Genomic DNA, 11,795 nt, shown 5'->3' with positions numbered 1-11,795 from the left:
CATGGAATCGAAACAGGAAAAGGGTCTCAGCCGCCGCGCGCTCTTGGGTGCGACGGCCGGGGGCGCGGCCATGGCCGGCGCGTTCGGCGGACGGCTGGCCCTGGGGCCGGCCGCGCTCGGCCTTGGCACGGCGGGGGTGGCGGGCGTCGCCGGCAGCGGCGCGGCGCTGGCCGCCGGCGCCGATGGCGCGGTGGCGCCCGGCCAGCTCGACAGCTATTACGGCTTCTGGTCCTCGGGCCAGAGCGGCGAGATGCGCATCCTCGGCATTCCCTCGATGCGCGAGCTGATGCGGGTGCCGGTCTTCAACCGCTGCTCGGCCACCGGCTGGGGCCAGACCAACGAATCGATCCGCATCCACCAGCGCACGATGAGCGAGCGGACGAAGAAATACCTCGCCGCCAACGGCAAGCGCATCCATGACAACGGCGACCTGCACCACGTCCACATGTCCTTCACCGAGGGCAAGTATGACGGCCGCTTCCTGTTCATGAACGACAAGGCCAATACCCGCGTGGCGCGGGTGCGCTGCGACGTGATGAAATGCGACGCCATCCTCGAGATCCCCAACGCCAAGGGCATCCACGGCCTGCGGCCGCAGAAATGGCCGCGCAGCAACTATGTGTTCTGCAACGGCGAGGACGAGGCGCCGCTGGTCAACGACGGCACCAACATGGAGAACGTCGATCAATATGTGAACGTCTTTACCGCCGTCGATGCCGACAAGTGGGAAGTCGCCTGGCAGGTGCTGGTCTCGGGCAACCTCGACAACTGCGATGCCGATTACGAGGGCAAATGGGCCTTCTCGACCTCCTACAACTCGGAAAAGGGCCTGACCCTGGCCGAGATGACGGCGGCCGAGATGGATCACATCGTCGTCTTCAACATCGCCGAGATCGAAAAGGCCGTCGCCGCGGGCGAGTATCAGGAAGTGAACGGCGTCAAGGTGCTGGACGGCCGGAAAGAGGCGAACAGCCTCTTTACCCGTTACATTCCGATCGCCAACAACCCGCATGGCTGCAACATGGCGCCGGACCGCAAGCACCTGTGCGTCGCCGGCAAGCTGTCGCCCACGGTGACGGTGCTGGACGTGACCCGGTTCGACGCGCTGTTCTACGAGAACGCCGAGCCGCGCAGCGCCGTGGTGGCCGAGCCGGAGCTGGGCCTCGGCCCGCTGCACACCGCCTTCGACGGGCGCGGCAACGCCTATACCTCGCTGTTCCTCGACAGCCAGGTGGTCAAGTGGAACATCGAGGACGCGATCCGCGCCTATGCCGGCGAAAAGGTCGATCCGATCAAGGACAAGCTGGACGTGCATTACCAGCCCGGCCACCTGAAGACCGTGATGGGCGAGACGCTGGACGCCACCACCGACTGGCTGGTCTGCCTGTCCAAGTTCTCGAAGGACCGTTTCCTGAACGTCGGGCCGCTGAAGCCGGAGAACGACCAGCTGATCGACATCTCGGGCGACAAGATGGTGCTGGTCCATGACGGCCCGACCTTTGCCGAGCCGCATGACGCCATCGCCGTGCATCCCTCGATCCTGTCGAACATCAAGTCGGTCTGGGACCGCAACGACCCGATGTGGGCCGAGACCCGCGCCCAGGCCGAGGCCGATGGCGTCGACCTCGACAACTGGACCGAGGAGGTGATCCGCGACGGCAACAAGGTGCGGGTCTACATGTCCAGCGTCGCGCCCAGCTTCTCGGTCGAGAGCTTTACCGTGAAAGAGGGCGACGAGGTCACGGTGATCGTCACCAACCTGGACGAGATCGACGACCTGACGCATGGCTTCACGATGGGCAATCACGGCGTCGCCATCGAGATCGGGCCGCAGATGACCGCCTCGGTCACCTTCACGGCCGCCAATCCCGGCGTCTATTGGTATTACTGCCAATGGTTCTGCCATGCGCTGCACATGGAAATGCGCGGCCGCATGCTGGTCGAGCCGAGGGAGGCCTGAACCCGATGCGCGGCCTGCTGACCCTTGCCCTCGCCCTGCTCATTGCCTGGCCCGCGCTTGCGGCCGAGCATGCCGTGGCGCCGGGCCCGGGCAGCCTGGCCAAGGCCATCGCCGGGGCCGCCCCCGGCGATGTGCTGCGGCTTCAGGACGGGGTCCATGCCGGCCCCGTCACCATCGACCGGCCGCTGACCATCGCCGGCGGCCGCGCCGCCGTCGTGGACGGGCAGGGGCAGGGCACGGTCGTCACCATCGACGCCCCCGACGTCACCTTGCAGGGCTTTTCGGTCACCGGCTCGGGCATGGCGAACAAGGACCTCGACGCCGGGGTCAAGATCCTCAAGGGCGCCGACCGGGCGCAGGTGCTGGGGCTGCGGCTGACCGGGAACATGCACGGCATCGACCTGCATGGCGGCCGCGACGCCAGGATCGTCGGCAACGAGATCATCGGCACCCGCGACCCCCGCATAAACGAGCGCGGCAACGGCATCTATGTCTGGAACAGCCCCGGCGCGCTGGTTCAGGGCAACAGCGTCCGCTTCGGCCGGGACGGCATCTTCTCGAATGCCAGCGCCGACAGCTTCTATCGCGACAACCTGTTTCGCGACCTGCGCTTTGCCGTGCATTTCATGTATACCCGCAACACCGAGGTGTCGGGCAATGTCAGCATCGGCAACCATCTGGGCTTCGCCATCATGTTCTCGGACCGGGCGGTGATCCGCGACAACCGCAGCCTGGGCGACCGCGAGCACGGCCTGATGCTGAACTATGCCAACAATGCCGACGTGACCGGCAACCTGATCCGCGGCGGTTCCCGGAAATGCCTGTTCATCTATAACGCGCACAAGAACCTGATCTGGAACAACCGTTTCCAGGATTGCGGCATCGGCATCCATTTCACCGCCGGGTCCGAGCGCAACGTGCTGAGCGGCAACGCCTTCATCGGCAATCGCGAGCAGGTGAAATACGTGGGCACCCGCCATATCGAATGGAGCCACGAGGGGCGCGGCAATTTCTGGTCCGACCATCCGGGCTTCGACCTGAACGGCGACGGCATCGCCGACGGGGTCTATCGCCCCAACGACCTGATGGACCACATCCTGTGGTCGCAGCCTGCCGCCGCACTCCTGACCGGCGCCCCCGCCGTGCAGCTGATCCGCTGGAGCCAGCAGAGCTTTCCCGCCACCCTGCCGGGCGGCGTGCAGGACAGCGCGCCGCTGATGCGGCCCCTGACCATCCCCGTCCCGCCCGAGATCGCGGCCTATGAGGCCGAGGCCGCCGGGCGTTGGGCAAAAGGAACTTACGATGACATCGACCCTGACGATCTCGCGTCTCACTAAGCGCTTCCAAAGCGTCGAGGCCCTGGCCGAGGTCTCGCTGGACCTCGGGCCGGGCATGCGCGTCGCGCTGCTGGGCCATAACGGCGCCGGCAAATCCACGATGATGAAGATCATCCTGGGCCTGATCCCGTTCGATGCCGGCGAGGTGCGCGTCTGCGGCGCCGCGCCCGGCTCGGCCCAGGCGCGCATGCAGGTGGCCTATCTGCCGGAAAACGCCGCCTTCCACCCGGCCCTGACCGGAGAGGAGCAGATCCGCCATTACCTGTCCCTGCGCGGCGAAAGCCCGCGCCGGGCCATGGAACTGCTGGAGCGGGTCGGGCTGGCCAAGGCCGCGCGTCGCCGCATCGGCACCTATTCCAAGGGCATGCGCCAGCGCGTCGGCCTGGCCCAGACCCTGATCGGGCGGCCGCGGCTGCTGGTGCTGGACGAGCCGACCTCGGGGCTCGACCCGGTGTCGCGGCGCGATTTCTATGCGCTGCTCGACGGGCTGGCGGCCGAGGGGGCGGCGATCCTGCTGTCCTCGCATGTGCTGACCGAGGTCGAGGCCCGCACCGACCGCATCCTGATCCTGTCGCAGGGCCGGCTGGTGGCCGAGGGCACGCTGGCGGAGCTGCGCCGCCGCGCCGCCCTGCCGGTCGGGCTGACGGTGACGCCCGCCGAGGGCGCGGCGGGGGCGCTGGCCGATGCGCTGCCGCAGGCGCGGCTGGCGGGCGACGGCACGCTGCACCTGGCCTGCGCCCAGGACGAAAAGCTGGGCCTGCTGGCCCGCATCGCTGGGCTGGGCGGGCAGGTCGCCGATCTGGACGTGATCCCGCCCAGCCTGGAAGACATCTACAGCCATTTCAGCCGGAGGGACGGGCAATGATCCGCCGCATCCTTTCCACCGCGGCGCTGGAGTTCCGCATCGCGCTGCGCAACCGCTGGGTGGCCATCGCCACCGGGCTGATGGTGGTCTTCGCGCTGGTGCTGGCGGCGGCCGGCGCCGCGCCGACCGGCGATATCGGCGCCGACCGGCTGTCGGTTGTCGTAGCCTCGCTGACCTCGCTGGCCGTCTATCTGGTGCCGCTGCTGGCGCTGCTGATGAGTTTCGACGCCGTCGCCGGCGAGGTCGAGCGCGGCACGCTGCCCCTGCTTCTGACCTATCCGGTGGCGCGGGCCGAGGTGCTGGCGGGCAAGCTGGTCGCGCATATGGCGATCCTGGCGCTGGCGGTCGGGGCCGGCTACGGCGCGGCGGCGCTGGCGGCGGTCTGGACCGATCCGGCCTCGACCGCCGGGCTGCCGGCGCTGTGGCGGCTGATGTGGAGCTCGACCCTGCTCGGGGCCACCTTCCTCGGCGCGGGCTATGCGCTGTCCAGCATCGCGCGGCGGCCCTCGGGCGCGGCGGGTCTGGCGGTCGGGCTGTGGCTGGGGCTGGTGGTGCTTTACGACCTGGGCCTGCTGGCGCTGATCGTCGCCGATGGCGGCGGCGGCTTCACCACCGAGGTGCTGCCGGTCGCGCTGCTGGCCAACCCGGCCGATGCCTTCCGCCTGTTCAACCTCTCGGCCGCCGAGGCCACCGCCGCCGCCGCCGGCGTGGGCGGGGCCGCCGCGACCATCCCGCTCTGGCAATCGGCGCTGTCGGTCCTGGCCTGGCCGCTGGCCGCGCTTGGCCTTGCCATTGCCGCATTCCGAAAGGTCACGCCATGAGACATGCGCTTCTGCTGGTGCTGCTGCTGGGCCTTGCCGCCTGCCGCGAGGAGGTGGCGCAGGACACCGCCCCGGTCGAGCTGAACGCCCAGACGCTGGGCCATTTCTGCCAGATGAACCTGCTGGAGCATCCCGGCCCCAAGGCGCAGGTGCATCTGGAGGGGATGCCGGGCACGCCCCTGTTCTTCAGCCAGGTCCGCGACGCCATCGCCTATGCGAGGATGCCGGAACAGAGCCACCCGATCCTGGCCATCCATGTCAACGACATGGGCAGGGCAGACGCAAGCTGGGAAGAGCCGGGAGAGGGCAACTGGATTCCGGCCGGCGACGCCTTCTACGTCATGGGCTCGGCCCGCATGGGCGGCATGGGCGCGCCCGAGGCGGTGCCCTTCTCCAGCCGCGAGGCTGCCGGGGCCTTTGCCGCCGCCCATGGCGGGCAGGTGATGACGCTTGACGCGATCCCCGACGAGATGGTGCTGACGCCCGAGGAAACCGCGGCCGACAGCGGCTCGGACGCCGATTTCCTTGAACGCCTGCGCGCGCTCAGCCAACCCGAGGAGCCCGCGACATGACCTTGTCCCGCCGTCGCTTTCTGACCATCACCGCCGCCATGGCGCTGCTGCCTGTGGCCTCGCGCGCCCAGCCGGGCCGGCATTGGGTCGGGCAGGCGCTCGGCGCCCGTGCCTCGATCCGCATCGACCACCCGGAGGCCGAGGCGATCACCGCCCGCTGCCTGGCCGAGATCGACCGGCTGGAAAACATCCTCAGCCTCTATCGCCCGGACAGCGCGCTTTCCCGCCTGAACCGCGAGGGGGCACTGGATGCGCCGCCCTTCGAACTGCTTGAATGCCTGTCTCTGGCCGGGACGGTGCATCGCGCCAGCGGCGGGCTGTTCGATCCGACCGTGCAGCCGCTCTGGTCGCTCTGGGCCGAGGCCGCTGCGGCAGGACACCGCCCCTCGCGGCAGGCGCGGCGCGAGGCGCTGGCCCGCACCGGCTGGCGGCGCCTGCGGCTGGACGCGGCACGCATCGCGCTGGAGCCGGGAATGGCGATCACGCTGAACGGCATCGGGCAGGGCTATGTCGCCGACCGGGTCGCCTCGCTGCTTAAGGCCGAGGGGCTGGACGACATCCTGATCGATACCGGCGAATTGCGGGCCCTGGGCGCCCGGCCCGACGGCACGGAATGGCCGGTGCGGCTGGCCGGGGGTGGTGCGGTGGGCCTGCGCGCCCGGGCGCTGGCGACCTCGGCGCCGCTGGGCACCTGTTTCGACGCCGCCGGACGCGACGGCCATATCCTCGATCCGCGCAGCGGAATGCCGGCGCCTCCAGCCTGGCGCTCGGTCAGCATCTCGGCACCCGGCGCGGCGCTGGCCGATGCGCTGTCCACGGCTGCCTGCCTGACCGCGGATCGCCCGGCGCTGGAAAGGCTGCTGGCCGGGGTTCCGGGCACCCGGATCGAAGCTGCGCATCCGCACGGAACCGGCCGCGGCTGACGGGGCAGGGAAACGGCCCGGCGGCGCGCAAGCTTTCCGCATCATGCATGAACATCATGCTGCACGGCCGCCCCCGACGGCGCACATGCCTGTGGCCTGCTGTTCCTGCGGGGCCGCGGCCGCCGGGCCCGAACTTCGCACGGCGCATCCATCCGGCCCGCGCAGCAGCGAATTGCAGGCGATGAGGCCGCTGCCGGTCGGGATCTGCCGGACGGCGATCTTGGCGCGACATGTGTGCGGGACCCGGCGCGTCCGCGCTTGACCGGGTCGCACAGCCGCGACTACGCGCCGAGCGCCGCGAAGCCCGCATCGAGCCCGCCGAGCAGGTCGCGCTCGTCCTCGAGCCCGACCGACAGCCGCAGCAGCCCGTCGCCGATGCCGGCGCCGCGCCGCGCCTCGGCGCCCATGCTGACATGGGTCATGGTCGCCGGATGGGCGATCAGGCTTTCCACCCCGCCAAGCGAATCCGCCAGCGTGAAGACCCGGACCGCCTCGACGAAGCGGCGCACGGCCGGCAGTCCGCCCCGCAGCTCGAAGCTGAGCATGGCGCCGAAGCCGCGCTGCTGGCGGCCGGCAAGCGCATGGCCGGGATGCTCGGGCAGGCCGGGATAATGCACCGCCGCCACCTCGGGCCGGTCGCGTAGGAACTCCGCCACCGCCATGGCGCTGGCCTGCTGCTGGGTAATGCGGGCGAAAAGCGTGCGGATGCCGCGCAGGGTCAGAAAGGCGTCGAACGGAGAGCCGACGCTGCCGGTGATGTTCGCCCATTCCGCCAGCGCGCCGGCATCCTCGGCCCGTGCCGCCACCACTGCGCCGCCCAGCACGTCGGAATGGCCGTTGAGATATTTGGTCGTGGAATGGACCACGAAATCCGCGCCGAGCAGCAAGGGCTGCTGCAAGGCCGGCGACAGGAAGGTGTTGTCCACTGCCACTTTCGCTCCGGCCCCATGCGCCAGCGCGGCCAGCGCGGCGATGTCCGTCACCCGCATCAAGGGATTGCTGGGCGTTTCGATCAGCAGAAGCGCCGGGCGCTCGGCCAGCGCGGCTTCCATGGCGGCGGGGTCGGCGGGATCGACCAGCGCCAGCCGGAAGGCGCCGCGGTCGCGCCGCGCCGTCAGCAGGCGCTGCGTGCCGCCATAGCAGTCATGCGGCGCGACGATCGTCCCGCCCGGCGGCACCTGCGCCAAGAGCAGGTCCAGCGCCGCCATGCCCGAGGAGGTGACCACCGCCCCCGCGCCATGCTCCAGCCCGGCCAGCGTTTCGGCCAGCAGGTCGCGGCTGGGATTGCCGGCACGGGTATAGTCATAGCCGCGCGTCCGGTCGAAGCCGGCAAAGGCATAGCTGGTGCTGAGATAGATCGGCGGCACGATGGCGCCGAAACGGTCGCGGCCGCCGACGCCATGGGCTGCCGCGATGCTGCGGTCGCTTAACTCATCCTCTGCCATCGCGGGCTCCTTTCCAGGTCAGTCCTGCGCAGCCAGATCGACGACGCGCAGATAGGGGCGCAGGGTCCGCCAGCCCTGCGGATAACGCTGCCCGGCCTCGGCATCGGACAGGCTGGCGGGGATGATGACGGGCTGGCCCGGATTCCAGTTCGCCGGGGTCGCGACCTTTTCGGCATCGGTCAGCTGCAGGCTGTCGATGGCGCGCAGGATCTCGGCGAAATTGCGGCCCGAGCTTGGCGGATAGGTCAGGACCAGCCGGATCCTTTTCGCCGGATCGATGATATAGACCGCCCGCACCGTCAGCGTCGGATCGCTTTCCGGGTGGATCATGCCGTAAAGCCGCGCGACCCGGCCGTCCGCATCGGCGAGTAGCGGGAAGTTCAGCGCATGGCCCTGGGTCTCGGCGATGTCCCGGGACCATTCGCCATGCGCCGAGAGCGGATCGACCGACAGGCCCAGCGGCTTGACGCCGCGCTTGTCCCATTCGGGCTTCAGCCGGGCGACCTCGCCCAGCTCGGTGGTGCAGACCGGGGTGAAGTTCTTGGGATGGCTGAACAGGACGCCCCAGGCTTCCCCCAGCCAGTCGTGGAAACGGATGGGACCCTCGGTGCTGTCCTGTTCGAAATCGGGCGCGATCTGGCCCAGTTGCAGTGACATGGTGATGTCCTTTCGATCTTCGTCGTCCAGGGGCGTCGGCCCCGCCGCGCCTGCGAAGCGCGGCGGGGGCGGCCCTGTTCCCCGGGCAAGATGGCACTCTGGCATGGCACAGGCAAATTCATTATATTGCAGTTATCAGCAATAATTTTATTCTTATTTCATGGACACCAATCAGGCCCGCACCTTTCTCGAGGTCGTGCATTCCGGCAGCTTCGTCGCCGCCGCCGACCGGCTGAACATCACCCAGACCGCGGTCAGCGCCCGTATCCGCACGCTCGAGGACAGCCTGGGCCGGCGGCTGTTCATCCGCAACAAGGCCGGCGCGCGGCTGACGCCCTCGGGCGAGCGGCTGGTGCGCCATGCCACCGCCATGCTGCAATTGTTGGAACGGGCGCGCCAGCAGGTCGCCCTGCCGCCCGGCCGCAGCGCCGGCGTCCATCTGGGCGGAGAACTGAGCCTGTGGCATCCGCTGCTGGCCGACTGGCTGATCTGGATGCGCCGCGAATGCCCGGACATCGCGCTGCGGGCCGAGGTGGACGGCCCGGCCAGCCTGATGGCGCGGGTGCAGGAGGGCTCGATGGATGTGGCGGTGCTCTACAACCCGCCCCATGCGCCGAACCTCGTCAACGAATTGCTGGCCGAGGAAAAGCTGGTGCTGGTCAGCAGCGCCGCGGATGGGCGCTTCGCGGCCGAGGATTTCATTCATGTCGACTGGGGGCCGAATTTCGCCGCCAGTTTCGAGACCTCGTTTCCCGATCTCAGCCCGCCCGTGTCGATCTCGCTGGGGCCGCTGGCGCTGACCTATCTGCTGACGGTGGGCGGCTGCGGCTATTTCCGGCTTGGGATCGTCCGGCCCTTCCTGACCGTGGGACGGCTGTCCCTGGTGCCCGGTGCGCCGGAATTCTCGCATTCGACGCATATGGTCTATGCCGAGCGCGCCGATGGCGAGGTGCTGGACCGGGTCAGGACCGGGCTGAAGGCCGTCGCCGCCGCGCCGCCGAGCCTGCGGCGGGCGACCGAGATCGCGGCGCGTCAGTGGCCGGACCCCCGGTCTGCTGACGATCCTGTGAATAATTTACAAAAATAAGCTTATCGTCGTCAATAAATTTACAAAATTCCCTTTTTAAAAAAATGGTTTACGAAAAATAGAGATTACTGTTAACATCACGGCCAATCGGCATGCGGACGCTCGCTTGCGGCACCTTGAGGAGGGTGGGAGCGTCGCGGACCGATCCTGTCGCGAGTAGAGGAGGCGCGCCATGTCCATTGAATCGCTTGAGAAACATCCTGTTCCGTCTGGCTTTGCTGCTGCGCATGCGGGGCCTGGGGATTATGCGCGGCTCTATGCCGAATCGCTCTCGGATCCCGAGGGGTTCTGGGGGCGCGAGGGGCTGCGGCTCGACTGGATCGAGCCCTATTCCAGGGTGAAGGACACGGATTTCACCATGGGCCGGGTCTCGATCAAATGGTTCGAGGACGGGGTGCTGAACGCCTCGGTGAACTGCGTCGACCGCCACCTGCCCGAGCGGGCGAACCAGACCGCGATCATCTTCGAGCCGGACGACCCGGCCCGGCCGGCGCGCCACATCACCTATGCCGAGCTGTCCGACAAGGTGAACCGCTTCGCCAACGTGCTCTTGTCGCAGGGGGTGATGCGCGGCGACCGGGTGGTGATCTACCTGCCGATGATCCCCGAGGCGGCCTATGCCATGCTGGCCTGCGCGCGCATCGGCGCCATCCATTCCATCGTCTTCGCCGGCTTCTCGCCCGACGCGCTGGCCAACCGCATCAACGACAGCGGCGCCAAGCTGGTGATCACCGCCGACACCGCGCCGCGCGGCGGCCGCAAGACGGCGCTGAAGTCGAACACCGACGCGGCGCTTCTGCATTGCTCGGACCGGGTGCGCTGCCTGGTGGTCAAGCATACCGGCGACCAGACCACCTGGATCGAGGGGCGCGACGTGGACGTGCTGAAGCTGATGGAGGAGGTCAGCCCCGACTGCCCGCCGCGGCCGATGGGGGCCGAGGATCCGCTGTTCATCCTTTACACCTCGGGCTCGACCGGCAAGCCCAAGGGGGTGGTGCATTCCACCGGCGGCTACCTGCTGTTCGCGGCGATCACGCATCGATACGTCTTCGACTATCGCGACGGCGACGTGTTCTGGTGCACGGCGGACGTGGGCTGGGTGACCGGGCACAGCTACATCGTCTACGGCCCGCTGGCCAACGGTGCCACGACGCTGATGTTCGAGGGGGTGCCGACCTGGCCCGATGCCGGCCGCTTCTGGGCGGTCTGCGAGAAGCACAAGGTCAACCAGTTCTACACCGCGCCGACCGCGATCCGGGCGCTGATGGGGCAGGGGCCGGAATGGGTCGAGAAATACGACCTGTCCAGCCTGCGGGTGCTGGGCACGGTGGGCGAGCCGATCAACCCCGAGGCCTGGGTCTGGTACGACCGGCATGTCGGCAAGGGGCGCTGCCCGATCGTGGACACCTGGTGGCAGACCGAGACGGGGGGCCACATGATCACCTCGCTGCCGGGCGCCATCGAGACCAAGCCGGGTTCGGCGACGCTGCCCTTCTTCGGGGTCCGGCCGGTGGTTCTGGATGCCGCGAGCGGGGCGGTGCAGGAGGGCGACCCGGCCGAGGGGGTGCTGTGCATCGCCGACAGCTGGCCTGGTCAGATGCGCACGGTCTGGGGCGACCACCAGCGTTTCATGGAGACCTATTTCCAGCAATATCCGGGCTATTACTTCACCGGCGACGGCTGCCGGCGGGACGAGGACGGCTATTACTGGATCACCGGGCGGGTGGACGACGTGATCAACGTCTCGGGCCACCGGATGGGCACGGCCGAGGTGGAATCGGCGCTGGTGGCGCATGAGAAGGTGGCCGAGGCGGCGGTTGTGGGCTATCCGCATCCGCTGAAGGGCCAGGGCATCTATGCCTATGTGACGCTGATGAACGGGGTGGAGCCCAGCGACGAGCTGCGCGCCGACCTGGAGAAATGGGTGCGCACCGAGATCGGGCCGATCGCCAAGCCGGACCTGATCCAATGGGCGCCGGGTCTTCCGAAGACGCGTTCGGGCAAGATCATGCGCCGCATCCTGCGCAAGATCGCCGAGGACGATTTCGCCGCCCTCGGCGACATCTCCACCCTCGCAGACCCCGCCGTCGTCGACGAACTCATCGAAAACAGAATGAACCGGCACTGA

The 11,795-nt window shown here is 68.6% G+C and carries 10 protein-coding genes; 8 read left to right on the top strand and 2 right to left on the bottom strand.

The annotated features are described in order from the left end of the window. Position 1: 1 nt before the first annotated feature. Genes nosZ through L632_RS0117385 form a run of 6 tightly spaced genes read left to right on the top strand, consistent with a single transcriptional unit; the run spans position 2 to position 6,478 of the window. On the top strand, positions 2-1,960 hold the full coding sequence (nosZ, locus tag L632_RS0117410; RefSeq protein ID WP_028714697.1) for a TAT-dependent nitrous-oxide reductase: 1,959 nt from the start codon (positions 2-4) through the stop codon (positions 1,958-1,960). A 5-nt stretch (positions 1,961-1,965) separates the two neighbouring features. Next, positions 1,966-3,297: a nitrous oxide reductase family maturation protein NosD gene (locus tag L632_RS0117405; protein WP_028717269.1), complete on the top strand. Its 1,332-nt coding sequence runs from the start codon at positions 1,966-1,968 to the stop codon at positions 3,295-3,297. Continuing rightward, on the top strand, positions 3,263-4,162 hold the full coding sequence (locus L632_RS0117400; RefSeq protein WP_028714695.1) for an ABC transporter ATP-binding protein: 900 nt from the start codon (positions 3,263-3,265) through the stop codon (positions 4,160-4,162). The genes L632_RS0117405 and L632_RS0117400 overlap by 35 nt, the downstream gene beginning before the upstream one ends. Further along, a complete protein-coding gene (locus L632_RS0117395; RefSeq protein WP_036698743.1) occupies positions 4,159-4,983 on the top strand; it encodes an ABC transporter permease in 825 nt (274 codons plus the stop codon). Before L632_RS0117400 ends, L632_RS0117395 begins: the two co-directional genes overlap by 4 nt. Further along, positions 4,980-5,555 (top strand): nitrous oxide reductase accessory protein NosL, encoded by a 576-nt coding sequence (locus L632_RS0117390; protein WP_028717267.1) that lies wholly within the window; start codon positions 4,980-4,982, stop codon positions 5,553-5,555. The genes L632_RS0117395 and L632_RS0117390 overlap by 4 nt, the downstream gene beginning before the upstream one ends. After that, positions 5,552-6,478 carry an FAD:protein FMN transferase gene (locus tag L632_RS0117385; protein ID WP_028717266.1) on the top strand — a complete coding sequence of 309 codons (927 nt, stop codon included), beginning with the start codon at positions 5,552-5,554 and terminating at the stop codon, positions 6,476-6,478. The genes L632_RS0117390 and L632_RS0117385 overlap by 4 nt, the downstream gene beginning before the upstream one ends. Positions 6,479-6,759: 281 nt before the next feature. Here L632_RS0117385 and metB read toward each other — a convergent pair whose 3' ends face one another. Further along, positions 6,760-7,923, bottom strand: a complete 1,164-nt coding sequence (metB, locus tag L632_RS0117380; RefSeq protein ID WP_028717265.1) for a cystathionine gamma-synthase — start codon at positions 7,921-7,923, stop codon at positions 6,760-6,762. A gap of 18 nt (positions 7,924-7,941) precedes the next feature. After that, complete coding sequence (locus L632_RS0117375; RefSeq protein WP_028717264.1) at positions 7,942-8,580, bottom strand: peroxiredoxin; 639 nt, start codon at positions 8,578-8,580, stop codon at positions 7,942-7,944. Positions 8,581-8,740: 160 nt separating this feature from the next. Between L632_RS0117375 and L632_RS23015 the strand changes: the two genes are divergently transcribed. Together L632_RS23015 and acs are read left to right on the top strand one after the other, a co-directional pair. Beyond that, positions 8,741-9,667 carry a LysR family transcriptional regulator gene (locus L632_RS23015; protein WP_084637950.1) on the top strand — a complete coding sequence of 309 codons (927 nt, stop codon included), beginning with the start codon at positions 8,741-8,743 and terminating at the stop codon, positions 9,665-9,667. 172 nt (positions 9,668-9,839) lie between these two features. Further along, positions 9,840-11,795, top strand: coding sequence for an acetate--CoA ligase (acs, locus tag L632_RS0117365; RefSeq protein WP_028717134.1), 1,956 nt, complete (start codon positions 9,840-9,842; stop codon positions 11,793-11,795).

It is taken from the genome of Paracoccus sp. J39 (genome assembly GCF_000518925.1).
Lineage (GTDB): Bacteria > Pseudomonadota > Alphaproteobacteria > Rhodobacterales > Rhodobacteraceae > Paracoccus.
This window is presented reverse-complemented; position numbering and strand designations above follow the sequence as displayed.

Excerpts from the sequence above, each read along its gene's own strand:
- nosZ (WP_028714697.1), top strand. The coding sequence starts at position 2 with ATGGAATCGAAACAGGAAAAGGGTCTCAGCCGCCGCGCGCTCTTGGGT.
- L632_RS0117405 (WP_028717269.1), top strand. The coding sequence starts at position 1,966 with ATGCGCGGCCTGCTGACCCTTGCCCTCGCCCTGCTCATTGCCTGGCCC.
- L632_RS0117400 (WP_028714695.1), top strand. The coding sequence starts at position 3,263 with ATGACATCGACCCTGACGATCTCGCGTCTCACTAAGCGCTTCCAAAGC.
- L632_RS0117395 (WP_036698743.1), top strand. The coding sequence starts at position 4,159 with ATGATCCGCCGCATCCTTTCCACCGCGGCGCTGGAGTTCCGCATCGCG.
- L632_RS0117390 (WP_028717267.1), top strand. The coding sequence starts at position 4,980 with ATGAGACATGCGCTTCTGCTGGTGCTGCTGCTGGGCCTTGCCGCCTGC.
- L632_RS0117385 (WP_028717266.1), top strand. The coding sequence starts at position 5,552 with ATGACCTTGTCCCGCCGTCGCTTTCTGACCATCACCGCCGCCATGGCG.
- metB (WP_028717265.1), bottom strand. The coding sequence starts at position 7,923 with ATGGCAGAGGATGAGTTAAGCGACCGCAGCATCGCGGCAGCCCATGGC.
- L632_RS0117375 (WP_028717264.1), bottom strand. The coding sequence starts at position 8,580 with ATGTCACTGCAACTGGGCCAGATCGCGCCCGATTTCGAACAGGACAGC.
- L632_RS23015 (WP_084637950.1), top strand. The coding sequence starts at position 8,741 with ATGGACACCAATCAGGCCCGCACCTTTCTCGAGGTCGTGCATTCCGGC.
- acs (WP_028717134.1), top strand. The coding sequence starts at position 9,840 with ATGTCCATTGAATCGCTTGAGAAACATCCTGTTCCGTCTGGCTTTGCT.